Genomic DNA, 26,514 nt, shown 5'->3' with positions numbered 1-26,514 from the left:
TAATTAATACGGGGGTCTCCGAGGGGGGCATCAGCCCCCCTTTAGGAAATAAAAATCGCCGTGTTCGCCGTGCCGCCGTGGTGAATTCGCGAATGGTCTATTGTTTCTTTTCCTGCGTGGTGCTCACAAGCGCCCGCGCATCGACGGCCACGGCTCCCTTCTCGTAAGCCATCACCGGGTTCATGTCCAGCTCCATGACCTTATCCTGCTCCATCATGAGCTTCGACGTATTCACGATCACATCGGCCAGTGTGTCCAGGTCCACGCCTTTCTTCCCCCGGGCTCCCTTGAGGATGGCATAGCCTTTGATGCCCTGGATCATATCCATGGCCATGGCCTTATCGACGGGCGCCACCCGGATGGAGACGTCCTTGAAGACCTCGACGAAGATGCCGCCCAGGCCGAAGAGTATGGTCGGCCCGAACTGGGGGTCCCGCTTTGCGCCCACTATGACCTCCGTGCCCTGAATTGCCATTGCCTCGACGACGACCTTCGCCTCCGGGTCGATAGTCCGGGCTTTCGCCAGTATGCGCTCGGCAGTTCTGCCGACATCTGAAGGATTACAGAGATTAAGCGTGACCAGGCCAAGATCGCTCTTGTGTACGATCTTTTCGGACAGCGCCTTGACCACCGCCGGGAAGCCGATGTGCCGGGCGATCTCAGAGGCCTCGACGGCGCTGCACGCCGCACGGCCCTCGTTCACGGGAATTCCGTACCCTGCCAGGAGCTCTTTTGCCTCAAGCTCGCTCAGCATCATTTCCTCGCCTCCTTCAGATACTCGCCATATTTAATCAGCGATCCCAGTGCCTCCGCCGCCCTCTCGGGCGCCGGATAGTACGGCACCCGGTTCCGCCGGAACATGTTGGCCACGGCGCTGACCTCCCGGCCGCCCATCCAGCAGGCGACCACGGGCTTCGGGTATTTTTCCTTGAGCGCGTCGACCACGGCCCGGGCGGGCTCCGCTGCGCTGGTAAATCCCGCGTGGGCATAAATGACCATCACGCAGTCGATGTCGTCGTCGGCGAGGAGCATCCGGAGGGCATCCCGGTAGATGTCGTAGTCGGATTTCGCTACAGTATCGATGGGGTTCTTCACGGACGCGAAGGCCGGCAAAAGCCTGGCGATGCCCGCTTTCGTATGCTTCGTCAGCTCGGGCACCTTCAGGCCCCGGCGCTCGCAGGCGTCGCTCGCCATGATGGCCGCCCCGCCGCCATTCGACAGGATGGCGACGCGGTTGCCTTTGGCCTTCGGCTGTGTGGACAGCGCTATGGCCGCGTCGAACATCTCCTCGATGCCCTCCACCCTTACCACGCCGCATTGTTTAAAGGCCGCATCATAAACCGCATCAGAGCCGGCAAGGCTGCCAGTGTGCGAAGCCGCGGCCCGGGCTCCCGCCTGACTCACGCCCGCCTTGATGGCCAGCTTCGCCTTTTTAACTCTGCGGGCCACGTCCATGAACTTCCTGCCGTCCTTCAAGCCCTCGATGTACATTGCGATGGTCCACGTGCCCTTATCCTGCTCAAAGTACTCTAAAAGGTCCGCCTCGGCCACGTCTGCCTTGTTGCCCGTGCTCACTACGCAGTTCATGCCCATGTTGGAGCCGATGGCCCAGTCGACCAGCGACAATCCCAGGGCGCCGCTCTGGCTGATAAAAGAGATCTCGCCTTTCGGGGGCATTTTGGGCACAATGCTGGCGTTCAGCATGATGCTGTTATTGAGGAATCCCATGGTGTTTGGCCCCAGCATGCGCATGCCATAGCCGGTGACCTTTTCCTTCAGCTTTCCCTCCAGGGCCGCCCCCTCGGGGCCCACTTCGCTGAAGCCTGCGGTGATGACGCACAGAGCCTTCACCTTTTTCGCCCCGCACTCGTCGACGACCTGAAGCACGGCGGACGAAGGCACGATGATGATGGCAAGGTCCACGGGCTCCGGGACGGCGCCGATGCTCGCGTAGCATTTGATGCTGTCGATATCCGGCGCCGAAGGGTTCACTGGATAAGCCTTACCTTTATAGCCATTACTGACGATATTATGAAAAACCTTATATCCCCATTTCGAAGGCTCCCTTGACACGCCGATGACGGCGATGCTTTCGGGCATTAACAGCGGGCGCAGCGAGATGTCGTTCACGTTAAAATAATTATCCTAGCATATAATAAAGCTTGGTTATGTCTTTAATGCCAAAGCATGTATTAGGCAACGGTAAGCTCTATCCAATCTTATTTCCGGCCATGTGGACGTCTCATTAGCCATGTTCCACCGCCGCATTATTCCCAAACAATATGTGAAAAAGCCATATTTTTTGCTGTAAAAGGCCTCATCCTCCGTTTTTTGTGAAACTAACATGTATGCAAATATGATAATCGCTGATTTTTTGCCATAAATTAACTTAAACCATCTATACATGTCTGTCTCACAGGAGGATAAATTGGTATGGCAAAGAAAATAGCAACATTGGTTCTTCTCGTATTGGCAGCACTGGTTATGACCCTGCCCGCGGCCGCCTGGTATGGCGGCTGGGGCTGGGGCGGCCTGGGCTGGGGCTGGAACTGGCCCTATCTGGGCGGCATTGGATATGGCTGGCCGTATTATTGGGGCGGCTGGTGGTAAACACCGCAATCTGACCCACGCAATACAACATCTAACACGAGAAAAACGATGTTATGATGGGATTAGCATCCGATGGGAGAAGCGCAAACAGCCTTCTCCCCCATTTTTAATAAAGCATTTATGAAATGTATTGCCGCTCTTTTTTCGTTCTGGTGACCGGCAAAATAACCGGGAAACCTTCTACGAAAAAAATAACTTTATTTATTAGCGGCGGCTGCGTATCAAATGTTTATCTCCCCGGTTCCGGTTACCCAGCTGCCGGTGGATCGATTCTTGATCGGCCACGAACATCTCCAGGGATAGTATGCCCAGGATGTCAATGATGCCAATGGCGGCGATGTGTTCTCCCTGGTGATTAACGATGGGTGAAGCAAACATGTTGGTACCCACGTACTTACCCTGGTCAATGTAGATCCGTCGGGCGTGGCCGCCGGTGAACACGCAATCCAGATGCTGGCATTCCCGGGCGGAGATAGCGAAGTCGCCTTCCTCGATGAGGACGCCCGGACAATTCCGAGTTTTAATCGCGACAGGCATACTGCACACCGTGTTATGCACCGCCAGGGCGAAAGCTGTAATTTCCTCGAGAGAAGAATCCGACATGGCTCGAAACTTCATAGCTTCGACCTCGCGTTCCAGCCGCAGGTTCGCATCGAGCAACTCGCGGGTCCGCTCCTCCACCATCTCCTCGAGCCGGTCCCAGGATTGGCTGATCGCCTGCCAGGCCAGGGTCCTGTCCGTCAGGTCGCGGAACGAGAGGAGGTAGCAACGCTGGCCGGCCCACGCGACCTCGACCATGCGCATCTCCGCGGTAATGAGCTCTTTGGACTTGTTCACGATCTGCAATTCCACGGGCTCATCCAGTATAATGGGAAATCCAAAATGTGCGCCGACCAGCTCGGCCAACGAAAGATCGAATAGAGACTCGGCTGCAGGGTTCGTGTACAGGATGTAGCCATCGCTGTTCAATACGACTATCGCGTCGGCGTTCCTATAGATGAGAGTTTTGAAGTCACCCGATCTCCACTCCTGGATATTCACGGGTTTCCGGCTTTTTGCCACATCTATTATTATAGGCCTCTCTTTTGATGGCATTCCCACATCCCCTGAGACTCTTACTTCATATATAATGAATAAATGCCACACATGGAAATACTGGGCATCGATTGTTATTAATTTATACAAATTATAAAATGAGAAGGCATCACATCCTTACTCCGATAATAGCGACGTTAGCAAGCACATTATGTTTATCTTTACGAATCCGGTACACAATAGTAAATTGTAGATAAAAACATTTAACGGATCAATATTAAACTGCCGGCCGATTAAATACATGATTCACATATAAAATAGGCTAACGCATGGCTTCTATGAGCTCGTGCACGTTCAGCGGCCGCATATCCGGCTCCTTATGGAAGTGGTAGCAGTAGTCCTCGTATATCTCGACGACTTTCGGCAGCATCAGCCCGGCGCTCTCCACGAGCCGCTTATTATAGAAGACGTCCCGGGGCGTGCCCTCGTCGATGATGGAGCCGTCCCGGAGGATGCACACGCGATCGGCCAGCCTGGCGGCCAAGTCCAGGTCGTGGGTGGCAATGACCACGCTGATGCCGAACCTGTCCCTGAGGCGCACCACGATGCGCTCGATCCGGTCGCAGTGCCAGGTATCCAGGTCCGACGTCGGCTCATCCAGGGCTATCACCCGGGGCTTCATCGCGAGCACTCCGGCGATGGCCACGAGACGCTTTTGCCCTCCCGATAGGTAAGCGGGCACCCGGTCGACCGTGTCTTCGGCGCCCACGCTCTCCAGCGCCTCCAGGGCGATCCTGCGTGCATCGTCCCTGGCCACGCCCATGTTCAACGGCCCGAACATGACATCGTCCAGGACGGTCGGCGCGAACAGCTGGTCGTCGGGACGCTGAAAGACCAGGCCGACGTGGCGCCAGATCTCCTTTTTCGTGGCGTCCGTCACTTCTTCGCCCATGACGTATACCTTGCCCTGCGACGGCATCAGCAGCCCGTTCAGGTGCTCCAGCAGGGTCGATTTTCCGGAGCCGTTGCCCCCGCACACCGCTACGATCTCCCTTTCATGGACATGGAAGCACATGTTGTGGATACCCTGGCTGCCGTCCGGATAAACGTGGCTGACACAGTCCACGTGTATGATGTCGCCCCTGCGCTTTGTCTCGCAGGCGCGGTAGCTGTCGTACTCGAGCATACTCATAGTATTATTTCAAGCGAGGGCTAAAAAAGAATATCCGGCTTCTCAGCGCCGTGCTAAAAACGTATATAGCATCGGGGCGCATATTTTTAACATCATGGCGAGAGAGGCGGGTAAGGGAAAGTTCAGGGGCATTCCGCTGCGGGCCCATCACCTGTTATGCCTCCTGGGCTTTCAGGGGATCGGCTATACGGCCGACTTCATACGGAATTTCCAGAAGGTCAAGCGCATGATCGAGCAGCACCCGGACCTTGAGATCGAGGTGGTCGACTCGTGCGACGTGATCTGCGTGGCCTGCCCGAACATGCAGGACGGCGAATGTTTCAAGAGCGGACTGAAGTATAACCGGAAGGTCAAGGACATCGACCATCGGGTCATGGAGCGGCTGGGCATTAAGCCCGGGGATCACTTTAAGGCTTCGGAGCTGTACGCCCTCGTCAAGGATAAGATCCAGCCGGGCGAGATAAACGAGATATGCCAGGGCTGCGACTGGCTCAACCTGGGGTTCTGCCCCCGGGGGCTCGCCAATTTAAAAGAATAAGCTAATTTTCTGTGCCAGGGCCCTCTAAACAAATTAAGCATGCCCGAAGACTTTTTCAGCCACAAAGCGGCTCTAAGCTGGCCTGAAGTGGCTCGAAGAATTTTAAATAGATTTTCTATTCTTTATTTATGTATTGAATTTGCCGTTTAAGTCTCGGAGTGCCCTCCATCACATATAAAGCTTAAAATTCAGGAGCAATTCAACAAAGCAAATAAAAATAGAGGAGATGGGCTCTCCTCTTACGCGTTAACCGTATATGCCTTGAGGCACACGTTCATGTTGGCCTTGATGCCGGTCGTATCCGTCCACGCCACGCCGTTGGAGCTGATGTAGCTCTGCCCGGCACTGGCCGTGGCCTTACTGCTGTAGCCGCTGACCGGGTACTCGACCGATATCGGGTATTTGTACCCGGGCGTGGTCAGCTTAACGATGACGGTAAAGCTCGTGCCCTTGGTCAGGTAGACCTGCGACGCCAGCGGTATCGTATAATAGCCCGGCGTCGTGATGGTGCCCGACGTGGCGGCCGCCGTCACGTTCGTGTTGCCGTTCACCACGTACACCTGATACTTCGAGTTCACCTGGGGCACGTAGAAGCCGACGGCCTTCAGGTTCTGGTTTGACGTGGCCGTGTACTTGTTCTTGAACCAGCCAGTGCCGGTAGTGCTGCCGTATCCGTAGGAGCCGATCCAGCCGAGCGGGTCGTACTGGTAGATGTTATTGTAGTTGCTTGTGGCCGAGGCGGTGAACACGGTGTTATCCGTGCCGATCAGCTTGTCGTAGTACGAGACGTAGAAGTAGCCGCCGTCGCCCCAGCCCTTGCCCCAGCTGTTTTTCACTATGAAGGCGCCGTTGCCTGGCGGCCGACTCGTGAAGTTTGCGGCGCTGTAGTTATCGTCCCATCCGACGATAGTGATGCCGTGGTTCGCGCTATAGCTGACGCCGGATGGCACATAATAGGAGCGCGTCGACGACTTGTAGTAAGTGGCGCTGTAATAGATCGTCGAGTCCACCGCGCCGTAGCTCATGATGGCGCTCTTGATTGACGAGACGTCGGAGCCGCTGGCCTTGGCCGGTATGTAGTACACGTTCTGCACGTGCATTGCCACGGGCAGGTTCGACGGGGACGTGGTGCTCGCCGGGTTATAGGGATCCAGGGACTCGTTCACCGGGCCCGACCATCGGGCCAGGTATGCCGTGGACATCATGTCGTTGCCTCCCGAGTTTGGGCCCCAGTCGAAGCCGTGAGTATTCTTCAGGTTATTCTCGGAGAAGTCCATGGCCTTGCCGCCGGCGGCCAGTATGGTCGATTCGAGCGACCCGTAGGTAGAAAACGCCCAGCAGCAGCCGGAGCTGCCCTGGTCCCTCACGGGCGTGACCTTCCCGAGGGCCCTCAGGTCATATTTCGACGGGAATACCGCGTCCGCCTGGAATATGTGTACCCCTTTCAGGTATGACAGGTCGACGGTCGACGGCATGATGCCGCTCTTGATAAGCTGGCCCTGGTAAAGATAGAATGACGGGTTCAGCGGCGCAGCGATCGGTATATTACTGTCTATCGAGGCCGTGCCGGCAGTTACCGATGCGCTCACGGGCAGCGAGGCGAGAGTGGCCGCGGCCACGAGCGCAAGGATGATCACCACCTGCAGGGCGATCGAGCATTTTAACGAGAAGATCTCACGTGATTTAGTCCGTTTACCCATACTAACCCTCCTTTGATTAAGTTTACCATCTGATAGTACACCCCTACTATGCCAGCCCCCTGGTGCGCTATCATTGTGGCAATAAGGGTTTGAGATAGAAAAGATAAATACCTTATCCTATAGTATATAAAATAATAATTTGGCTTATAAATGTTTATATGGTAAATTTATAATTAATTAGCTTTACCGCAGGCCGAGGGCTTTTAGGCCTTCGGCGATAAGGTCTACGCGCATCTGCCCCGGGGCCACGGGCTTTCGCACATAGCCATAAGTAAGCTGGGAGCCGTAGACCGGCGCCACGATGCGGGAGTGGGCGCCTAACTCGCCCATGGCTATGGTACATATGGGCTTTTCGGACTTGAGCGTCACCTCGAATAGCCTTAAGACGTCCCGGAGGCTGCCCGGCGTGACGGCCAGCTTGGCAATGTCGCCTTTTTCGTGGCAGCGCACGATGATGTCCATCATATCTTTTTTCGGGGGCGCCCTCTCGAAGTCATGGTAGGAAATGATGGATAGCGCGTCCGTGCCCTCGGTGTAGGAAACGATCTCCTCGACGTTCTCCGCCCTCAGCTCCACGTCGATATAATCGGCTACCGGTATGAGCGCCTTAAAAAGTTTCGCTCTCTCGAGGGCACTCCCCGCGTAGGCGCCGCCCTCCCATGCCGGGCGGATCGTGATAATTATCGGCCTATTCAGCCGGTAGACGCTCTCCACGAGCTGCTGCGGCTTTTCCTGTGCCAGGTCGACCCGCACCTCGATCACGTCAGCGCCGAGGGCCACGCCTTCCTTTGCCTCGTCCAGCGATGTTACGGATGCCACGACTTTCGTTGGGAACTCCATATGATTACCTCTAAAACGGCTCGTCCTGTAAATATGAACGCTTAAAACGGATGGCCAGGCAGGCTTTTTCCAGCTCTTTGCCGAGATAGCCCGCGTGGTCTAGCATGGACACGAGCCCCATGTCGGCCAGCGTCTCGATGATCGCCATGGGCTCGTCGCCGGTGACGGTCAGGTCGCCGTTGTTCACGTATATACGGCCGTCCTCGACGAAGATGTTGAAATTTCCAGCCGGGTCGAGCCTGAGCTCGTGACGCTTCGCCTGGATGACCGTCGCCCCGGGCTCGACCATGTCCTTCCGTGCCCGCTTTTCCTTGATGACCAGCAGGTTGATGCCCAGGTCCTTAGGCGAGCCTTTATGTTTTTTGGCCAGCGCCATCATCCGGCAGGCTGTCTTCAACTCAGAAGCACAATTCACCGTCTTCTGGCTCGCCTCCGTGGTGAACAGGGCGCTCACGCCCAGCTCCATGGCTATGCCGGCGAGAAGGGCGTTGATGCCCACGGAATCGGCGTCCATGAGCTCGGTCACGTTCCCGGCCCCGAAGAACAGGGGCGTGGACGGCTCGCGACGCCTGAACTCCCGGTATCGCTCGATAGATTCGACAAAGCCGTGGCCTACCGGCGACAGGATAGGGTCGGCCAGGATATTTTTTATGCCCAGCGCCCGTGCCTTCCTGATATTCTCGAAAAGCTCGTCCAGCGACTCGTCGTTCGGGATAATGACCGCTGCCAGCCCCTTTTCCGCCACCAGCGGCCCTATGATATCCAGATTCGAGCCGTTGAGGCTCAGCACGAGGCTCGCGCCCTCGTCGACGCCGGCCCGGATGTACTCCGGAATGAGCGTATCGACACTCACGGGCTTTCGAGTGGCTGACCGGGCCACCCGGACGGCGTGCATCACCGCGTCCTCGCTCGACTCGAGCGGGACGCCCAGGTCGATGACGTCTGCCGCCTCATAGCTCTCGACCTTGCTGGCCAGATCGGCGTCCGACAGCTTCGTCGCGTCGGCGACCTCGGCCACGACCTTCATCGTGGAAGCGCCCCCGATCTTCACGCCTTTTAACGAGAAGGCACAGGATGCCGAAGCCTCGATATCCTCCAGCTCCTTCAGGGCGCTCTCCCGCTTCACTTCGGCGAGAAGCTGGTCCGCGGGCACCTTGCTAGAGAACTCGACCTTATCGGCCGCCGCCAGGGCGAGGGGAATGTCGTAGGCCTGCTTCGGGCCCAGGCGTATCTTCACGCCCAGCTTCTTCTCCAGGCCCGAGAAATCGGATGCAGCCAGGCCGGTCACGAGCACCATGTCATAGTCGCCCCGGACTGGGGCAATGGCCTTCTCCAGGATCTTCGGGGTAATAAAGGCGGCAACTCCGACGTCGAGCATCAGGACGTCCGCGTCCCCGGCCAGCTCCTTGACTACGGGATAGGCGAGGCGGCCGGTCACGAGCAAGATTCGCATACAGAAATGTTATAACGGCCTGATGAATATTGATGCTTATGCTTCGCTTCGACCTCCACGTGCACACGAACTACTCGAAGGACGGCCTCAGCACGGTCGAAGACGTCCTCCGGGCCGCGGCCGCGAAAGGGCTCGCCGGCGTGGCAATCACCGACCACAACACCACGGCAGGGGCAAGGTACGCCCTGGAAGTCGTGGAGACGGTCGCCCCGGGCTTGATCGTCATACCGGGCGAGGAGGTCTCCACGAAGGAGGGCCACCTGATAGTCCTGGGCATCACGCAGGACATCCCTCCGGGCATGGCCGTCGAGGACACGATCAGGGAGGCAAAAAAGATGGGCGGGCTTGTCATCGTGCCCCATCCATATAACCGGCCAAGGCACGGCATGCCCATACCCGAAGGCGCCGACGCGGCCGAGGTCTTTAACTCCAGGTACATCCTGGGCATGCACAATCGCATGGCCCTGAGAGGCGCACGGGCCCGGCATATGCCGGAAGTCGCCGGAAGTGACGCGCACCAGGCCTCTCAAGTCGGCAGCGCAATAACTTTGATAAAAGCAGAAAGAACACCTCGGGACGTCATGGAAGCCATACGCCAGGGCAAAACAAGTATTGACGTCAGGAAGACGCCCCTGTATATCTATGCCTACCAGTTGGCCAATGGTTGGGCAAAAAAAATACGAGCGTTTTTTATAAAAAAAGGCAAATAGTATTCTTTAAATCGAGATTTATCGAAATATTTATCCACTATGAGGGTCTATAAATAATCGATTCCTCATGGATAGCATAGATAATACAATCATCGATAAGCTTTCCAAGGATAGCCGGACCCATTGCACGGAGATCGCCAGCGAGCTGGGCGTTGCGACCTCGACGGTGCATAAGCGAGTGAACCAGATGTACAGCGACGGCGTGATCGAGCAGTTCACGGTTATCTTAGATCCCAAGAAGGTAGGCATGCCGCTAACCACGTTCATCGGCATCAACGTGGATGAGAACTATAAGGCGGAGATCGTCGGCAAGCTCAAGTCGTTGAAGAACGTGCTTGAGGTCTACGAGATCCTGCAGCCTTATGACATCTTCGTCAAGGTGCGGACGAGCGATATGAGCGAGCTGAAGGATTCGGTACTGCGGGTCCTGGATAACACGGACGGCGTGATCAGCACCAGCAGCATCATAACCACCATCAGGCACAAGGAGAAAACGTGTATACTGGGTGATCAATGATGCTGATGGTATCAGTCGTCGAGGCCATAGCCGCTTTCCTCATGTATCTGCTCGGGGGAGCGCTGGTTTTATTCATATATGAGTCCTACAGCCGTACGAAGCAAAAGAATCTGATGTACATGGCATTGGGATTCTTCCTGATTATCTTTGGAAGTAACCTGAATACGATATGCGCGATGCTGCCGAGCATGATCGGGGGCAATTTCGTCATCGACGGCACCATATCAAGAACGGTATCCTTGCTGATACAGCTGTTCGGCATCCTGACCCTCCTGTACTCGGCAATGAACCCCTATGCGACTTAGGGCACGTGGTAGCTATGGTTGATAAATACGTGAACTTTGCAAAAAGCTGGAAGACCGTGGGCGTCACTTCCAGGCTCAAGTGGCAGCAGAATAACTCGATGGGCCGTTTCAACAAGTACCTGCTGATCCGGTTCATCGACCGGTACGGCGAGAAGGCCCTGGAGGTCATCTCGGAGACCGGCCTCGCCGTCGGCTACGATGACGGCAAGAAGATCGTCGATAACCTGAACCTGGACTCGAACTCGCTGCGGGCGCTGCTTATACCGATTGAGGCGATCTCGCTCCTGTCGGGCGTCGACTCGGACATCATGGTAGAGAGCAGCTACGGCCCGGGCACCATCTGCCTGCGGGTGGACGACTGCATCTACGCCACGCTCTTCGACGGCATGAACGTGAACTCCGATTTCAAGACCAACGCCTGTGTCAGCTATTCGACGGGCCTGACCCATGCGGTGAGCGAAAAATCCCGGGTCAGAGTGGTAAAGCGCAAGTGCGCCGGCGATAAGTACTGTGAGTTTGTGGTGAACCTCGGATGAGGCGCAGCCTCAAGCTGCTTTTAGTCCTATTATTTTATCTTTTTAATGCCTGGCTGGTCGTGTCATTTTCCAGGACCGCCGGCATTTTTACGTACCCGCTGATCATCGCGGCGTCGCTGTTCTTCATCCTGGCCCTCAAGCTTAAAGTCCCGCGTAATGGCCTTCTGGAAGGAGGGCTGTTCGCCGCCATCTCCATGGGCATCGTCCTTAACGGGCTCCTGCTTTTGGGCGCAATCACGGTGGGCCCTATACGGGACAATTTTTCCAGCTATTTGCTCACGGGCGTGGTCGTGCAGCTTCTCGTGAGCTTCGGCGAGGAGCTGGGCTTCCGGGCCGCCATTTTCCAGGCCCTCGACGACGAGCTGGGCATGTGGCCCGCGGCGATCCTCTCGGCGGCCGGCTTCGCTGCGCTGCACCTCCCCTCCATGGGCATCGTCGGCCTGGGCCGGCAGTCGGACCTCATCGCGCTGGCCACGATATTTTTCGCGGGCATCGTGCTCGCGCTACTTTATAAGTACGGCGGCATCTTCAACGCCATCTCCTTCCACTTTATCTGGAACTATATCGAGTACGACCTGTTCAACATGGGCCCCCTGGAGGGCGCTATCAACGTGTCGAAGCCCGGCCCCGAGATACTGACGGGCGGCGCCTTCGGCCCCGAGGCCTCGATACTCACGATGGCCATCATGGCCCTGCTCATCGTCGTCGTATGGCTGTTCTACAATAAGTTCCGGAAGCCGAAGGGCACACAAAATTTATCCCCATAGCCGCTTATAAAAAAAGGAGGCGATTCAATGGCTCTCATCTGGTCCCAGGAATTAATACTGATTCTATTGGTCTTCGTGCTGGCACTGTTCCTGATAGCGTTCGTAATTGCCCTGCTCTATGGCCTCTGGAACCGGCGCAGGGATAGCCGGCTTAATTCTATCGAGGAGCGCCTGAAGGCCGTCGAGGAGAAGCTGCTGAAATAGCCTTTAAGCCTATTGTGAGGTCTTCTTGCCCCGACCTTTCCTGAACTTATACCCGTTTGCAGGCTTTGGCCGGCGACCGCAAAAAGTATATTATAATAGAGATAGGCTATTTGTTAATTGGAGATAGACCATGGCAATGATCGGCCCCACTGAAATCTTACTCATATTCATCGTGATCGTGCTGTTGTTCGGAGCCACGAAGCTCCCGGAGCTGGCGCGCTCCATGGGCCAGTCCATGGGCGAGTTCAAGGTGGGCCAGATGGAGGCCGAGAAGCGGTACGAGAACATGAAGAACCAGGTGAACCAGCCCGCGCAGTCGGCTGACGATATAGCTTTGACCCGTGCCCAGCGGATGGCGAAGAACCTGAACATCGATATCAAGGGCAAGTCCGACGAGCAGCTTCTCGCTGAAATTGAAAAGAAGCTGGCGGAGCAGGAAGTCGCCTCCAAAAAGTAAGGCGCTAAATCCGCCTATCGTTTTTTCGTTTTGCTTTAGCCTTATTTAGTAAATTATTTTTATTCAAAAAGGCTCTTTCCTAGACGCCACCTTGTATTAAATACCAGTCCAGAGTTTGCTCGATATGATTAACGCTTATTATTCAATTAAAATTATGTGCGTCCAATTCGATGTCGGAGATAAAGTTAGGCATCGACTTTTGGACATTTAAAAATATATTCAATTGCTAGGGGTATGGGCGCAAACCGTGTCATTTAATAGAAGTTTACGCTGTTCCAAGCAGTCATTAATCCAATATGGGCTACCCATTTCACGGCAGATTTTTTCCCTGCGATCTAAAGCTTCTCTAGCCCCTTCACTATCTTCCTTAGCAATCAGAATAATAACTAGAACACCCAATGAATGCTGAATGGCCGTAGGGATTCCAGATTCCATAGCAATTTCCAACGCTTTTCGGACCAATGCCTCAGCTTCATCTATCCTATTTTTCTTGAAAAGAACCCTTGCCTTATACGTTAGGTTTAAACTCAAACCAAAATTTTCTTTTCTATCAGAGGTATACTTTGCTCCTTCATCATATTTTAAAAGAGCATCATCAAGCCGGCCCATAGCCTCATAATCTAATCCGATATATTCTAACATGAGACCTTTAAAATATTTATTCCCAATTTGCTGGCTAATTCTGATTCCTTCCTCCATTTTAGCTATAGAGGGTATATAATCGCCATTAAAATAATACGCCTGCCCCGTATAATAGAAGTTATCCGGTAACATATCGATGTATCCACGTGCCCTTTCAATCTGCTCAGCTTCCTTCAATAACAAAATTGCCCTGTCCCGATTACCAACGCTAATCTCCGCAGTAGCCAAAATATTAAGACTATTTACAAGACCGTAATCGTCCCCCAGATCACGGGAAACTTGTTCGAGTTCCTTGGCTACTCTCACTCTTCTATCTACGCTATCCGTAAGAAAGTAAATCCTGCCTTTTTCGATAAGCACGTTAATCAATGCTTTTTTATCGTTGGTCTTTCGGCTTATATCCTCCAACTCTTGAATATAAACCATTTTTTTCTCAAAGTCATGTTCCCAATAAACGCTTTTGCACATATTGCCTAAAGCCTCTACCAGTTTAGGATGATCTTTGGATTGCCTATAACGTGGTAATAAATAACTTAAAATACGTTCGCCCTCGGTGAAAAATAAACCAAGTATCAGTAAATCTGCGATCGCATGCAGATCTTCATCATCCTTACCCTCCAGAGGGAGGTAATCCCCATAGAGTTTCGCCACCTTTAACGGGGAATTTTCATTTATCGCGACCAGCTGTGTCAGCAGCCGCATCTTATCCGCATTGCTAGCAAATCTAATAAACTTCAAATCCAGGAGTAGTGTTTCAAGGTCTTTCCAGCGCTGGGCCTTGAAAAGGTGAATGGGCAGGTAGCTGATAAGGTATTGGGACCACCTATTGTTTTTATATTCTTCCCAGAGATGTTCAATGAGTAGCTTGTTACCATCATTTACATCAACATAATATGAATCCTGCTTCGTCTCATCGGTAAGCCAGTCCATGACGGACTTGTGGAATGGCTGTATACCATTATCAAAGGTGAATAGCGCTCCCAGTTCCCGCTGGAATTTCCGCTTATCCCTGATGTTCCACTTGAAAATAGAGGCGAGCACATCAATGCTCAACGGTTCCAGGGCGGCTGATATAACATCCAGGGCTGGCGCTATCGTGTTTTCCCATTCCTGCATGTCGGGGATCTGCCTCTCGAACAGTTTTAGGTATATCCCTCCCAGATTATGGGGGAACTCTTCGGGCCTGTCCAGCGAAAGATGGCCTCTTCCAATCTCGGCGGCGATCCACTCGGCATAAAGAAAAAGTCCACTACTTTTCTCCACAATAGCCTCGACATCCTGTAATCTTATGGTATTATTTGCCTGCCCCAGTTCCCTGATAAGGTATGCTTTGATATCCTCATTGTTCAGGGGGTTCGAGATATCAATAATGAAGGGCTTGTACGTCTGCAATGGCGCCATGACTTCCGGGTTGGGTCTGCTCGTTACGATCAGGCGTAGCCAGCCGGGAGTCCGTTCAAATGCAGTGGCGATCATGTTTGCAAACTCATTCTTCCCATCGACCGTGGCCTCGTCCAAAGCATCGATGAGGATGACAATCTTACGCCCCGGGCTGGGGTAATTGGCGTAGAAAGGCTGCATGATGAGCTTGTCGAACAACGTCCGGGCGTCCAATCCCTGCAAGTCATCCATGTTCACCCGGCGCAGCCTTTCCTCATAGTCCGGCAACTGCATGCTCAACTGATAAGCAATACTCATAACGGCTCGACGTGGATCTCGCTTCTCCACGTTGTCATAGCGGCAGAAATGCAATGCGGCAATCTCCGGACGATGTGAACATAGCCATGAGGATATCGCCGTTTTGCCCACGCCCGGGCCTCCTACGATCCAGAAGATACGAGACGCATTCTCAATCTTCAGCCAGCGGTCTATCTCCTCGAATACCCATTGACGGCCCGTGAACTTATCAACGTTATATCGGATCTCGGCATCGAAGGACAATGGCTTTAAAATGTTGAAAAGAATAGTCTCATAGCCCTCATAATCCCGCAAATCATGCTCCAGGGCTTCGACGAGCATATGGAACTTTACAGCATACCTTTCCCGTCTTTCTTCCAGAGGCAGGCAGTCCTGCATGTCCAGCCTCTGGATACGGCAAATGCTTAAAGGTGGTTCGCACGGCGCGAGCATGACGGGTATGATCTTGATCTTTTTCCTCAGCGCCATCGCCAATTCGTTTAGGCAGAACCCATCCGGCCTTCGCACCGAATGAGGAGTCATAATTAGGATTACGCGGCCGTTACCATCCCGGGAAGCCCAGTCCAGTCCATCCTCGATATAGCGTTCCCATTCCATGCCCGGCTTCAGCTTGTCCAGGTCGAACCACAACTCGTGGCCCCGGGCTAAAAGGTCTTCCTTTAACTTGACCGCGAAGTTGGCATGTTCATCATGGCCGTAGCTAATGAAGATGCGGAGATGAGAATCGCTCGACGAGTGGGCGACCATCAGTCAATCATCAAAGAAACAATCGTCATTTTAATATTTAGTTGTATTTAGAGATGGATAATAAGAGTATCAGTAATTTTGTTACTCAAGAAGACCGCTTATTCAGCAATAAATTTGGATTATTACCGAAATGTACCGGACATAAATTATTTATAGTGATGCCAGTATTAGTATGGTTGCAGCGTTTTTGTAACACCGTATAGCGGGGTGGGGTAGTCAGGAGATCCCGACGGGCTCATAACCCGTAGACCAATGGTTCAAATCCATTCCCCGCTACTTCTAAACAACGCCCTGGTTTTTTTTAAAAATTTTTTATGCCTGGCCTGACGGGTAAAAGAAGGGTATTCAAACAACCTAATTAATTACAATTTGAACGTTAACCTTTTATTATAATAGGATATTGACTAGGTGATGATGGAGTCCGGATTAAACGATTCTGATAAACTTAATAATGATCCATTAAAACCGCTTAACATCAATCACATTAAGACCTGCGATTGCGAGCCAAATCACCTTAATTGTATGACCGCTAAGGAATGGCTAAAAAGCCAGCTTGGCGTCTGGGAATTCTTTTATGAAGGGCGGGATATTCGGGATAAAGAGGTACACCCAGCGACTTTTCCTATATCCTTATCTAAAAAAGTAATAGAGCTTTTCACCCATAAGGGTGAGCTTGTGCTTGACCCTTTCGTGGGCAGCGGCACAACTCTGGTGGCGGCACAGGACCTGGACCGTAATGCCGTCGGATTTGATTTACAGGACAAGTACATTGCCCTGTGCAAACAAAGATTAATTAACTCTCGGCTATTCAATACGTCCCAGCAATTAGCGATTAAGGACGATGCCAGAAACATCCCGCAATATTTCAAGCCCGAGACGGTCAGTCTTATCTGGACTTCTCCCCCGTATGCGAACCTTCTTAACCGGAAGAGGAAGAACAAATCAAGAAGAAACCGGGATAACGGGCAGCTCGGAAAAATCGAACAGTATAGCCAGGATGAACGGGACTTAGGCACTAAATCGCTGGAAGACTATGCCATAGCGATGGGAGATATTTTCGAGGGCCTTTTACCGTTATTGAAACCCCGGGCTCATTGCGTTATAAACGTGCCGGATATGTGGTGGGAAAACCAGCGGATAACCATACACGTATCATTAATTGAGGAATTGAGAAAAAGGGGTTATGAGCTAAGAAATATTATAATCTGGGACCGGACCAACGTGGTTAATCAGATCGGCATTTTTGGATGGCCCTGTAATTACATTACAATGGGCGTGACCTTCGAGTACCTCCTGGATTTCTGGAAGCCGGAAAGTTCGGAGACCGGAAATAAAATTAAGAAGGATGGCAAAAAGAGTAAGACTGATGGTCTGATTGATGAAGGTTTACACAAAGGACGAACTGATAATAAAGTTAAAAGAAATTAAAAAAATGGGGTGGGTTGAGTGTACCCGTCCATCTAATGATGGATGTGTCGGTAATACTCTCGAAGACCTCCTCGGTATTGAAGAAAATAATATACCTTTAGCGGATAGCGGCGACTGGGAAATAAAATCCCGGAGGTCAACGACGGGCTCTTTAACTACTCTTTTACACTGGGAACCTTCACCACAAGCCGTAAGATTTGTGCCTGGCATATTGTTACCAAAATACGGCTGGCCACACGATACAATGCCCGCCGAATTGAGCTTTAGGCAGACGATAAAGGCAACCCAGAGAACCGATAGGGGCTTTACTATCATTGTCAACCATGAGCGTAAGCGTATCGAAGTATCCTTCGACGCAAAAGCAGTATCTCCCCGGCACAGCGAGTGGCTAAAAAGTGTTGAAAAGAGAGTCGGCCTGGGAGAATTAGATCCGCAACCATACTGGGGGTTTGATGACTTTTTCCAGAAGCTTGGTTTGAAGCTGCTTAATTGTGTCTATGTTAAAGCGGATGTGAAAAAGGGCGAAGCTTTATCAAAGACCAGGATTGACGGCCGTAGTTCAAACGTCGAATATTACAGGTATGATAATATCTTCATGTTGTCTAACCTGGATCAAGAAAAGATAATTAGCGCTGTCGAAGACGGTAAGATCTACGTGGATTTCGATGCAAGAACACACCATAATCACGGCACCAAGTTCCGAATGGTCCAGGATACATTACCTGAGCTCTATGGCAATGTGACTCAAATAAATTAAACAATTATTTTTTTATAACTACTCTCAAAGATATTTCATCGAGCGGTAAAATGACTTTGGATAAGAAGGTAACAGAATCCGGTGCAAAGGCGCATCAAAGGGATGACGAAGAGTGGAGAGTCAAGCCTTATTCCCTCTGGCATCGAAAATTAGACAAAAGCCTATACATGCTGGATGTGGATTTCGTCGAATGGCGATATAGAAAAGGCATACCTGTCGCTGTCGGCGTGATGGAAGTAACGAGAGTTGATAATGGTATTACGGTAAATGATCAGTACCTGGATGCTATTATCCGCAGGTTTGAAAGCAGGGACTTTCAAGCTACCGCAACGAGGATAGTCGCAGAATCTCTAAAAACGAAAGCTTATATTATATTATTCCGAGAGGATTGTAGTGAATTTTGGGTATACAATCTATCCGAGAGGAATGGATGGGTCGGCTATAATCCGGATGAGATGGAAGACTTCTTAAAAAGCCTGTGAGCGATAAATTTCTTAAGTACGCGTTCCCTTCATGCCTGAGACTCTATTTCAAAAAAGCTGCTGTATTGAATATACCCTTTTAAGTCTCAGATTGCCCTCCGTCTCTTAAAAAGCTTAAAATACGGGAGTAATTCAACACAGCAAAAAAAGCTAAAGCTACATTTTTCCGCTTCATTAAACAATCCTGGCCATCACTCGCGATTTATCTTATATTGTCGTCCTGTCTTTGTTCATAACTCCCATAAGCCTTATAAAAATATAAAAAAAAGCTAGGTGTTATGGGGATGTGACCAGTGAAGACAAGGTCAATAATACTTGTATTTCTCGTGGGCATTGTCACCCTGCTGTTAATCTATATGTCATTATCGGCCGGCGTTACGGCACAAAAAACGCCGATTACCAGCACCGGGACAGGGTTACGAACTTCCTGGCTGAATATCAACGATAAGATACCCGCCTTTGAAGCAGACGCTTTCTATAAGAACAATGTCACCAGGATCAATATCAGCGATTACAGGGGCAAATGGCTTGTCTTCATCTTCTACCCGGCCGACTTCACCTTCGTCTGCCCTACTGAATTGGAGGAGATGGCTTCCCTTTACAAAAACTTCACTGGCGAGGGCGCCGAAGTTTTCAGCGTCAGCCGCGACACGGTCTACGTCCATAAGGCATGGCATGACTCCGATCCCCGGATAAAAAAGGTCGAGTTCCCCATGCTCAGCGATACCATAGGCGACATCTGCCGGGCTTTCGGGACATATAACCAAAGCAGTGGCCTTTCACAGCGGGCGAGCTTTATCTTCGATCCCGACGGCAACCTCAGGGCGATGGAACTCCATGACGACGGCTTCGGCCGGAACACAAAAGAGCTACTGCGTGAGTTAGAGGCATTGAAGTTCGTCCGGGAGAACAAAGGGAAAGTGTGTCCTGCAGACTGGAAGCCCGGAGATGAAGCAATCCGGATCAGCTGAAAAATCTACTTTTTTCCTTTTATAATACTTATCGTGCCCACCATGAATGGTAGCTTGAGAGCCCCCGGGATAAATGGCTCATTATGCGTATCGATGAACTCGACATCGCTGATCCCCCAGCCCTTAATCGCATTGACGAGCTCTTCGGGCGTGCCATAAGCCCTTTTTATCAAGAACAGGTCCTGAAACGTGAATGTCCCGCCCTTCCTGAGAACGCGCAGCGCCTCCCGGATCAGCTCTTTCTTATCTTTCGCGTCCCGGACTTCGTGGAACGTGAGGTTGCTCACGATGGCATCGAACGTCTCGTCCTCGAAGGGCAGCTTTAAGGCGCTGGCCTGCTGGAACGTGATGCGGCCGTTCACGCCTTCAATGGCCGCGTTCTTTTCGCAGACTTTTTTAGAGTATTCCCAGCTCGCTCCCCAGTAATCGACGCCGGTGAGGCGGGCGTCCGGATATTTCTTCGCCAGCTTAATGGTGAGCGCACCGCTGCCGCAGCCTACGTCGAGCAGCCGGCCCTGGCCGTTCCAGTCGAGGTGTTCCAGCACAAGGCCGTAGACCTTATCCTGCACGTCGCCTCCCCGGGCGGAAAAAAGCCATCTCGCGTAAGCGAAATATGCCGCCATGAGCAAGAAAAGTGCGGCCAGGATGACGATCATAGGGAATAGCAGCGCCAGGATAAGTAATACCAGGCCTATCAGGGCCGGCAGGAATACCAGCCTCATCGAAACCCAGTTACCATAGTCCGGCTTCTCAGGCAAACGCATCACCGTATAATTCTTCGACAATTTAATATGCTCTGGCTTATATTATCTTTTGTTAAGATGGCGATATTGAGCGAAACGAAAAACCCGGGAAGCTCCTGATTGATAAGTGCGGCCACGAGCCGTGACGGGAAAGCTACGCACGGGGCCGGTTTTTTGGAATACTGGAAGAAGGGCTATCGAAGCAGGCCCCCTGCTACTCTTCCTCGATCCAGCCGGTGCTGTACTTCGCCTCGGTCCAGTCCTCTTCCACCAGCGTGACGCCCTTTTCGTTGACGATCCTCACGGCGTCGTTGAACTCGTCGGCCAGCGTCTCGACGATCCACCGGTCCACGTCCGCAGGCGCGCTTTTTTGCTTCTTGAGGTCGTCCAGGGCGTCCGTGAGCTCCTCTTCGGCGCCGTTTAGCTCGATTATCGTGTAGGCCATGATGCCGGCGCTGCCGTACTGCAGGGGGCCGTAAAAGATGATGTTGTAGGAGGCGCCGCAGGAGCCGCATGTGACCGTCAGGAGCTCCGAGCCCCTGAGGTGAGTGGGCATGCCATCAGGCGTCTTGACCACGATCCGGAAGTTGTTGTCCTCAGGTATCCGGGTGACGGTGCCCTCGAGCATTAATCTCTTACAGCGGCGGCAGGTCCTGCCGAGAAGGTAGTCGTCGTAGTTGACGCCGCTCCGGTTGATGACGATCTCGGTCAGTATCCGCAGTCCGCACTTGTCGAGTTTCATGGTGAATTTAAACATATGACGGTTGGATTTATCTCTTTTATGGTGCTACATTTTTTTATGCCTAAATTCGAGGATATGCCGGCGCTGGGGTGCGGCGACTGCCCCATGAAAAAATTGTGCCTCGGGGGCTGGGCCGACTTCCGGAATGTAGTATGTGCCTCTTGTGGAAAGGAATTTCTCACCGACATACCGGATAAGACGATGTGCTTCGACTGCGAGAGGAAAAGATGAGCAGAGTTTAATATCGACGGGCGATAATTAACAATTGCATTTCCGGGTGGAATATGATGCCTGACGGCCTGTGCGCGGAGAACATCGAGGACCTGCTGCCCATGCTATCGAAGTCGGTCATGGACCGCAGCGGAGACATGCGCCTGCCCTATAAAGTGAACGTGGACCCGGAGTGCAGCTTTTGTAAAAAGAATAAACAGATATACCTGACGGACCACGAGTATGAGCACCCCGAGCCGACCTTCATCAAGCGCCTGCCGGCCAGCGTCGCCGCTCTCAGCTATGAGCAGGACTACCCTGGCCGCTCGGTGCTCGTCCTGCGGGACCACGAGACCAGCCTGACCTATTTACTGGAGCATAAGTTCTTATTGTATATCGCCTTCATGGAGGACGTTTCGGCTGTGTCCGAGGCCATCTACAGGACGCTGAAGCCGGTGAAAATTAACTATATGGTCCTCATGAACCAGAACGACCACTTCCACATGCACCTCGTACCCCGCTACAAGTACGAGGGCGATAAGGTGCTTACGCCGCCCGTGTTCCGGGGCACTTCGGAGCTGCAGTCGGACTTCGACTACCGCTCGCTGGCGCTGAGGATCCGGCACAACCTGCCCAGAAAACAGTCCGAGTTCGGCGAGTGCATCGAGGAATTGATAAATTCGGGGCTGCCTCCATGAGGTGTCACCATGGACCCATATAAACATGAACATACAGGTACCATAGAGCTTTCCTGGGCACAGCTCGGCGATATCCTGACGGCCATGGCGGAAACGATAGGAAAGGAATGGCGCCCAGACATCGTGATCGGCATTGCTAAAGGAGGCGTGGTCCCCGGCATTTTTCTTAGCTCCGCGTTCCTGGTCGACTTCTTCCCTATCAAGCTCTCGTCCCGCCATAACGAGCAGGTCGTGGGGGAAGAGCCAGAATGGTACGTCCGTCCGACTGAACATGTTAAGGGTAAGAAAGTGCTGCTGGTGGACGATATCTGCATTGCCCGGCAGGACATTTGGCAGGGCAGTTCCGGAATTGAACGAGATAGGTGTCGCCGAGGTCAGGACTGCGGCGATAGCTGTCCACAGCGGCAGTGTCCGCCCAGATTTTGTCGGAATCGTTACTGACGAATGCATTGTCTGGCCGTGGGACCATAAAATACTCCTGAAAGACGGCCGGTGGGCAGTCAATCCCGAGTATATGGAAGAAATTAAGAAGTCGAGGCCTCAGTCTTCGTAGACCAGCTTCGGCGGCGGCACGAGCTCGGGGAACGCCTCGGCGATCTTCTTCGGGTCACAGTCGATGGCGCAGAGCGCCTTCAGCATGCGGGCGGCCTCGCCAGAGTCCGCGTTTTCCTTAAGGCGGGCGACGATGGTGCACCTCTCCTTATCCAGGTCATAGGCCCGGCATTCACGGTCGCAGGTCCGGTCCTTTTCAAAATAGCATCTATTGGGCGTGGGCCTCTTATTAAAAAATTTAAACATTTTCACTCCACCATGAGCTTCACATAAATGTCCTCGAGGGCCGACTCCTTCATCGACATGTCCACGAGCGCCCAGTTGTGCTCGGAAATGTCCTTGAGCAGGGTGGCGATCTCGCCGACGTCGGCCGTACGGTAAATATAGTTGCCGTCCTTCATTTCGTAGTCCAGCCGCTCGCCAGTCATGAACTTGACCTCGTACTCCCGGTTACCCAGGTCCTTTCTTATCTTATCCATCGTATCGCAGACCAGCAGCCTGCCATTCTTCAGGATGGCCACCCGGTCGCAGACGTACTCGACGTGGAACAGGTTGTGGGCACTCAGCACGATGGTCTTGCCCTCTTTTTTCAGGCTCCGCAGGTAGTCGACGATGAAGAACGAGGTCAGCGGGTCCAGGCCCGAGCTGGGCTCGTCCAGCACCAGCACCTTCGGGTCGTGGAGTAAAGCCCTGGCGATGGCGACCTTTCTTTTCATGCCTTTGGAGAGCTCGCCGCACAGCTTATTCCGCTCTGGGAGCTTCAGCGAGTCCAGCAGCAGTTTTATGCGCTCGCTCGCCTTCGCCGGGGGCATGTCGTACAATTCAGAAAAAAACCGCAGGTACTCGCTCACGGTCATGTTCTCGTAGAGGGGGCTCTCCTCAGGAAGGTATCCCAGGTAACGCTTCACGTAAGTGCCGTCCTTTTCCATGTCCCGGCCCATGATTACCACTTTGCCCGAGGTGGGGCTGATCAGGCCTACCATCATCTTGAGCGTGGTGCTCTTGCCGGCGCCGTTGTGGCCGATAATGCCCAGGATCTCCCCGTCCTGCACCTCGAGGTTCAGGTCCTTTACGGCCTCAAAATCTTTATATAACTTGCTCACGCCAGTCAGTTTAATCATTAAGGCTCCATATGACCGGGGAGTAAAATAGCTTTTCATGGCCACGATGAAAAAAATATTGCAGTTAGCGAAAAGGGAGGTAGGCCGGTTCAGAACGCGGTTCAGCGGAGGCTCCACGCTTGTCATCCTGCTCCTGCTCGCCGTTACTCTTATGATCTCCTATTTCGTGGCCCAGCAGGGCCTCGTGCTGGGCAAGGATATTTACTACATCGGCGTCTCACCCGGAGGCCCGTCCATTGACGATAGCCGCTTCCATGTCCAGGTCCTGGACTATGCGGATGGCGTAAAAATGCTTAACAGCCGGTCCATCGACCTGTATCTTTATAACGAGACGGCCATTACCCGTAACGATGACCGCTCCAGATACGCGGAGGGGGCGCTCAAGCAATACCTGACGAAGGCGGAGACTACCCGGATGATCGTCGATTACGACATCAACCAGTCGTTCCCTCTCAGAGTCGAGGTGATCAAGGGCACATCGCCGGCGGCCACGCCGGCCGCCACGTCCATCGCGGCCACGCCGACGCCCGCCCCGTCGGTAGACACAAGCTCGGCTGTGCTTCAGCAGATCAGCGAAGCGCAGAACGGCAGCAGCACGAAGTTCAAGGCCGAGTTCGTCTCCGATAACGAGATCATTGTACCGTCCCTCATGACCTCGCCCATGCCCCTCTCGCAGGTCGTGCTAGCCTTCCTCTATGTCGTGCCCATGCTGTTCATGGGTATTTTCTTTAACAGCAGCTTCATGGAGGAAAAGACCAACCGCAAGCTGAATATCCTGATGTCCGCGCCGGTCACGCCTCTGGACATCATCTCGGGCAAGATGCTCCCCTATGTCGGCTTCTCGCTCGTCGTCGTCGTGATCCTGACACTAATACTGGGAGGCGACGTGCTGCTTGCGCTGGCCATCTTCCTGCCGGTCATCCTCTTCATCTTCTCCATTTACCTGATCGTATCGCTGGTCTATCGCACGTTCAAGGACCAGACCTTCTTTTCCATGGCCGCCATCACCTTCGTCACCGGGTACCTGGTGCTCCCGGCGCTGCTCACCGGCATCAACAACGTGAGCTACATATCTCCGCTCACGCTTGCCGTCCAGATGTACCGGGGCGAAAGCTTCGGCATCAGCGAGTACTTACTGTCCACTGTGCCGATGTACCTGGTGTTCGGGCTATCGCTGTTCGTGGGGACGCGGATCTTCAACGAGGAGTACCTGATGAGCTTCGGCCCGCTCTACCGTAAGGTCGGGGACGCCCTGTACCTGGCCATCGATCGGGCTCACCCGTACATTTCCATCGGGCTGCTGGGATTATTCGCGATCCCGATCGTCTTCATGGTCCAGATGATCATCGCGATACTCTCGCTCATCATACCCGTGAGCATGCCGACCATGGTCTATTTGGCCATACTGCTCGCGCTCTGCGTCATCGTGGAGGAGGTGGCCAAGTCGGCGGGCATCGCCACGCTGCTCGAGAATAAGAAGGTGGCCTCCACGAAGATGCTCATCGGCCTCGCCGCCGCCTCGGCGCTGGGCTTCTTCATCGGCGAGAAGCTGTTACTTTACGTCTCGCTGAGCGTGGTCTCGAACGTCGTGCTCATCGAGGCCCTCGGGAGCGCGGGATTATTGATAATCCCTCTCGTTGCCCATTTCGTGTTCACCTCCACCGTATGCCTGGCCACGCAGAAGCTGGGCGTCAAGTACTATCCCCTGGCTATTTTCGCGGGCTCCATCCTGCATTTCCTGTATAACTTCGTCATTCTCGCGCAGCAGATGGGGATGGTCTGATGCCCGGGCTTAAGGCGATATTCAAGAAGGAGCTAATATCGGTGATGAAGGAGAAGACCATCGTGCTGGCCATCCTCATCCAGCTTCTCATCGCCTCCTTCTCCTCGGTCATCCTCATCGGGCTGATGTCGTATTACGACCCGGAGTCCATCGGCCAGAACAGCGCGCTGCACCTGACGGCGGGCGTCGTAGGCGAATCTCCCCTCTCGGGATACCTTCGGGACGCAGGCATCGCCGTGGTACAGTATGACTCCACAGGAGAGGCGCAGGCGGCCATGAGCGCCGGCAGGATCGACTTCATCGCGGCCCTGAGCCCGGCGGAGGGCGGCATCGAGAACATGCAGCTCTACCTCCCCGCCTCGGACTCCAGGTCCACGGTCATCACCATGATGATCAAGGACCCGCTGTCAAAATACGAGAACTACCTGCGGGAGCAGAACGGCATCCACGTCCAGTACACGAGCCTCAAGGGGCGGCAGTCAACGACCTACGAGTTTTTATATACATTAATCGTTCCCATGCTCATGTTCTTCCCGGCCTTCATCTCGGGCAGCATGATCATCGACTCGCTGTCCGAGGAGGTGGAGAACAAGACCATGGACACGCTCATGGCGTCGCCGGTATCGCTGAACGCCGTGCTGTTCGGGAAGGTCGGCGCGGCGATCTTTTTAGCTATCATCCAGTGCGTCATGTGGGCGCTACTGCTGGCGCTGAACCGCCTGTATATCCAGAACGTCGTGCTGGTGCTGCTTCTGGCCCTCATCATTACGGCCTTCGTCACCTTCGGCTCTGGCCTCATATCCATGTACTTCAAGGACCGCGAGCGCTCGCAGTTCGTCTACTCCATCCTGATCATGGCAGCCGCCGGCGCCAGCCTGTTCTTCAACCCGTCGCCGATCAGCCTTATGGCCCGCCTCGCCATGGGCGAAGCCCACGTGGGCATCCTGGACGTGGCGCTGTTCACGCTGCCCCTCATCGTGCTCATCGCGGTCTTTTTCCTGGCCTCGCGGCGGCTGCTGGCGATGAAGGCATAAGTTACTATCCTATGCCGCCTTAGCGACGCACGTATATCCTCC

Annotated in this window: 30 protein-coding genes and 1 tRNA gene; 19 read left to right on the top strand and 12 right to left on the bottom strand. The window is 53.4% G+C overall.

The genetic code is table 11. From position 1 onward, the window contains the following. Nucleotides 1-97: 97 nt before the first annotated feature. Both VMC84_RS13000 and VMC84_RS12995 read right to left on the bottom strand, forming a co-directional pair. Nucleotides 98-757, bottom strand: coding sequence for an acetate--CoA ligase family protein (locus tag VMC84_RS13000; protein ID WP_325381328.1), 660 nt, complete (start codon nt 755-757; stop codon nt 98-100). Beyond that, entirely contained in the window at nt 754-2,130 is a 1,377-nt protein-coding gene (locus VMC84_RS12995; protein WP_325381326.1) for an acetate--CoA ligase family protein, read from the bottom strand. The genes VMC84_RS13000 and VMC84_RS12995 overlap by 4 nt, the downstream gene beginning before the upstream one ends. Nucleotides 2,131-2,433: 303 nt before the next feature. Here VMC84_RS12995 and VMC84_RS12990 point away from each other — a divergent pair, with 303 nt between their 5' ends. Next, nucleotides 2,434-2,610 (top strand): hypothetical protein, encoded by a 177-nt coding sequence (locus tag VMC84_RS12990; protein WP_325381324.1) that lies wholly within the window; start codon nt 2,434-2,436, stop codon nt 2,608-2,610. 204 nt (nt 2,611-2,814) lie between these two features. On the opposite strand, the gene VMC84_RS12985 is transcribed toward VMC84_RS12990, so the two are convergent. Together VMC84_RS12985 and VMC84_RS12980 are read right to left on the bottom strand one after the other, a co-directional pair. Then, nucleotides 2,815-3,705, bottom strand: a complete 891-nt coding sequence (locus tag VMC84_RS12985) for a DUF2111 domain-containing protein (RefSeq protein ID WP_325381322.1) — start codon at nt 3,703-3,705, stop codon at nt 2,815-2,817. Nucleotides 3,706-3,967: 262 nt separating this feature from the next. Next, nucleotides 3,968-4,831, bottom strand: a complete 864-nt coding sequence (locus VMC84_RS12980; RefSeq protein WP_349256782.1) for an energy-coupling factor ABC transporter ATP-binding protein — start codon at nt 4,829-4,831, stop codon at nt 3,968-3,970. Nucleotides 4,832-4,931: 100 nt separating this feature from the next. Here VMC84_RS12980 and VMC84_RS12975 point away from each other — a divergent pair, with 100 nt between their 5' ends. Further along, entirely contained in the window at nt 4,932-5,375 is a 444-nt protein-coding gene (locus tag VMC84_RS12975; RefSeq protein WP_325381318.1) for a DUF1284 domain-containing protein, read from the top strand. A 239-nt stretch (nt 5,376-5,614) separates the two neighbouring features. Here the strand turns inward: VMC84_RS12975 and VMC84_RS12970 are convergent, their stop codons facing one another. From VMC84_RS12970 to VMC84_RS12960, 3 genes are all read right to left on the bottom strand, one after another. Then, nucleotides 5,615-7,075: a lectin like domain-containing protein gene (locus VMC84_RS12970; RefSeq protein ID WP_325381317.1), complete on the bottom strand. Its 1,461-nt coding sequence runs from the start codon at nt 7,073-7,075 to the stop codon at nt 5,615-5,617. Nucleotides 7,076-7,258: 183 nt separating this feature from the next. After that, complete coding sequence (gene aroD / locus VMC84_RS12965; protein WP_325381315.1) at nt 7,259-7,915, bottom strand: type I 3-dehydroquinate dehydratase; 657 nt, start codon at nt 7,913-7,915, stop codon at nt 7,259-7,261. A 10-nt stretch (nt 7,916-7,925) separates the two neighbouring features. Further along, nucleotides 7,926-9,368, bottom strand: coding sequence for a dihydropteroate synthase-like protein (locus VMC84_RS12960; protein ID WP_325381313.1), 1,443 nt, complete (start codon nt 9,366-9,368; stop codon nt 7,926-7,928). A 38-nt stretch (nt 9,369-9,406) separates the two neighbouring features. Between VMC84_RS12960 and VMC84_RS12955 the strand changes: the two genes are divergently transcribed. The 7 genes from VMC84_RS12955 to VMC84_RS12925 all read left to right on the top strand — a co-directional run bounded on the left by VMC84_RS12955 (nt 9,407) and on the right by VMC84_RS12925 (nt 12,864). Beyond that, entirely contained in the window at nt 9,407-10,078 is a 672-nt protein-coding gene (locus VMC84_RS12955) for a PHP domain-containing protein (protein WP_325381311.1), read from the top strand. 67 nt (nt 10,079-10,145) lie between these two features. Then, nucleotides 10,146-10,595, top strand: coding sequence for an Lrp/AsnC family transcriptional regulator (locus VMC84_RS12950; protein WP_325381309.1), 450 nt, complete (start codon nt 10,146-10,148; stop codon nt 10,593-10,595). Further along, entirely contained in the window at nt 10,595-10,900 is a 306-nt protein-coding gene (locus tag VMC84_RS12945; RefSeq protein ID WP_325381307.1) for a DUF7521 family protein, read from the top strand. The genes VMC84_RS12950 and VMC84_RS12945 overlap by 1 nt, the downstream gene beginning before the upstream one ends. Before the next feature lie 14 nt (nt 10,901-10,914). Next, nucleotides 10,915-11,436 (top strand): hypothetical protein, encoded by a 522-nt coding sequence (locus VMC84_RS12940; protein ID WP_325381305.1) that lies wholly within the window; start codon nt 10,915-10,917, stop codon nt 11,434-11,436. Continuing rightward, a complete protein-coding gene (locus VMC84_RS12935) occupies nt 11,433-12,203 on the top strand; it encodes a CPBP family intramembrane glutamic endopeptidase (protein ID WP_325381304.1) in 771 nt (256 codons plus the stop codon). The genes VMC84_RS12940 and VMC84_RS12935 overlap by 4 nt, the downstream gene beginning before the upstream one ends. Nucleotides 12,204-12,230: 27 nt before the next feature. Then, a complete protein-coding gene (locus VMC84_RS12930; RefSeq protein WP_325381302.1) occupies nt 12,231-12,407 on the top strand; it encodes a hypothetical protein in 177 nt (58 codons plus the stop codon). 130 nt (nt 12,408-12,537) lie between these two features. Further along, nucleotides 12,538-12,864: a twin-arginine translocase TatA/TatE family subunit gene (locus tag VMC84_RS12925; protein WP_325381300.1), complete on the top strand. Its 327-nt coding sequence runs from the start codon at nt 12,538-12,540 to the stop codon at nt 12,862-12,864. A gap of 219 nt (nt 12,865-13,083) precedes the next feature. Here the strand turns inward: VMC84_RS12925 and VMC84_RS12920 are convergent, their stop codons facing one another. Continuing rightward, nucleotides 13,084-15,951, bottom strand: a complete 2,868-nt coding sequence (locus tag VMC84_RS12920; RefSeq protein WP_325381298.1) for a TIR domain-containing protein — start codon at nt 15,949-15,951, stop codon at nt 13,084-13,086. A gap of 201 nt (nt 15,952-16,152) precedes the next feature. Here VMC84_RS12920 and VMC84_RS12915 point away from each other — a divergent pair. The 5 genes from VMC84_RS12915 to VMC84_RS12895 all read left to right on the top strand — a co-directional run bounded on the left by VMC84_RS12915 (nt 16,153) and on the right by VMC84_RS12895 (nt 19,589). After that, nucleotides 16,153-16,227, top strand: a tRNA-Met gene (locus VMC84_RS12915). 135 nt (nt 16,228-16,362) lie between these two features. Continuing rightward, nucleotides 16,363-17,379: a DNA methyltransferase gene (locus VMC84_RS12910; RefSeq protein WP_325381296.1), complete on the top strand. Its 1,017-nt coding sequence runs from the start codon at nt 16,363-16,365 to the stop codon at nt 17,377-17,379. Further along, nucleotides 17,330-18,136, top strand: coding sequence for an MvaI/BcnI family restriction endonuclease (locus tag VMC84_RS12905; RefSeq protein WP_325381294.1), 807 nt, complete (start codon nt 17,330-17,332; stop codon nt 18,134-18,136). The genes VMC84_RS12910 and VMC84_RS12905 overlap by 50 nt, the downstream gene beginning before the upstream one ends. Before the next feature lie 50 nt (nt 18,137-18,186). Continuing rightward, nucleotides 18,187-18,618, top strand: coding sequence for a hypothetical protein (locus VMC84_RS12900; RefSeq protein WP_325381292.1), 432 nt, complete (start codon nt 18,187-18,189; stop codon nt 18,616-18,618). A 293-nt stretch (nt 18,619-18,911) separates the two neighbouring features. Beyond that, on the top strand, nt 18,912-19,589 hold the full coding sequence (locus tag VMC84_RS12895; protein ID WP_325381290.1) for a peroxiredoxin: 678 nt from the start codon (nt 18,912-18,914) through the stop codon (nt 19,587-19,589). Between the two features lie 5 nt (nt 19,590-19,594). On the opposite strand, the gene VMC84_RS12890 is transcribed toward VMC84_RS12895, so the two are convergent. Further along, on the bottom strand, nt 19,595-20,347 hold the full coding sequence (locus VMC84_RS12890; protein WP_325381288.1) for a class I SAM-dependent methyltransferase: 753 nt from the start codon (nt 20,345-20,347) through the stop codon (nt 19,595-19,597). Nucleotides 20,348-20,546: 199 nt separating this feature from the next. After that, nucleotides 20,547-21,074 carry a hypothetical protein gene (locus tag VMC84_RS12885; protein ID WP_325381287.1) on the bottom strand — a complete coding sequence of 176 codons (528 nt, stop codon included), beginning with the start codon at nt 21,072-21,074 and terminating at the stop codon, nt 20,547-20,549. Nucleotides 21,075-21,131: 57 nt separating this feature from the next. Between VMC84_RS12885 and VMC84_RS12880 the strand changes: the two genes are divergently transcribed. The 3 genes from VMC84_RS12880 to VMC84_RS12870 are packed head-to-tail and all read left to right on the top strand — an operon-like array spanning nt 21,132 to nt 22,423. Beyond that, on the top strand, nt 21,132-21,305 hold the full coding sequence (locus VMC84_RS12880; protein ID WP_325381285.1) for a hypothetical protein: 174 nt from the start codon (nt 21,132-21,134) through the stop codon (nt 21,303-21,305). 53 nt (nt 21,306-21,358) lie between these two features. Then, a complete protein-coding gene (locus tag VMC84_RS12875) occupies nt 21,359-21,982 on the top strand; it encodes an HIT family protein (RefSeq protein WP_325381283.1) in 624 nt (207 codons plus the stop codon). 9 nt (nt 21,983-21,991) lie between these two features. Then, nucleotides 21,992-22,423, top strand: coding sequence for a phosphoribosyltransferase (locus VMC84_RS12870; RefSeq protein WP_325381281.1), 432 nt, complete (start codon nt 21,992-21,994; stop codon nt 22,421-22,423). A gap of 99 nt (nt 22,424-22,522) precedes the next feature. On the opposite strand, the gene VMC84_RS12865 is transcribed toward VMC84_RS12870, so the two are convergent. Continuing rightward, on the bottom strand, nt 22,523-22,780 hold the full coding sequence (locus VMC84_RS12865) for a hypothetical protein (RefSeq protein ID WP_325381279.1): 258 nt from the start codon (nt 22,778-22,780) through the stop codon (nt 22,523-22,525). A gap of 2 nt (nt 22,781-22,782) precedes the next feature. Next, nucleotides 22,783-23,655, bottom strand: coding sequence for an ABC transporter ATP-binding protein (locus tag VMC84_RS12860; protein WP_325381277.1), 873 nt, complete (start codon nt 23,653-23,655; stop codon nt 22,783-22,785). 37 nt (nt 23,656-23,692) lie between these two features. Here VMC84_RS12860 and VMC84_RS12855 point away from each other — a divergent pair, with 37 nt between their 5' ends. Next, nucleotides 23,693-25,438, top strand: coding sequence for an ABC transporter permease (locus VMC84_RS12855; protein ID WP_325381275.1), 1,746 nt, complete (start codon nt 23,693-23,695; stop codon nt 25,436-25,438). After that, on the top strand, nt 25,438-26,472 hold the full coding sequence (locus VMC84_RS12850) for an ABC transporter permease (protein ID WP_325381274.1): 1,035 nt from the start codon (nt 25,438-25,440) through the stop codon (nt 26,470-26,472). Before VMC84_RS12855 ends, VMC84_RS12850 begins: the two co-directional genes overlap by 1 nt. Nucleotides 26,473-26,514: the final 42 nt, after the last annotated feature.

The organism is Methanocella sp. (assembly GCF_035506375.1).
In the GTDB taxonomy this organism is placed as follows: domain Archaea; phylum Halobacteriota; class Methanocellia; order Methanocellales; family Methanocellaceae; genus Methanocella.
Note: the sequence above shows the minus strand (reverse complement) of the source record. Positions and strands in the feature narration are given on the sequence as shown.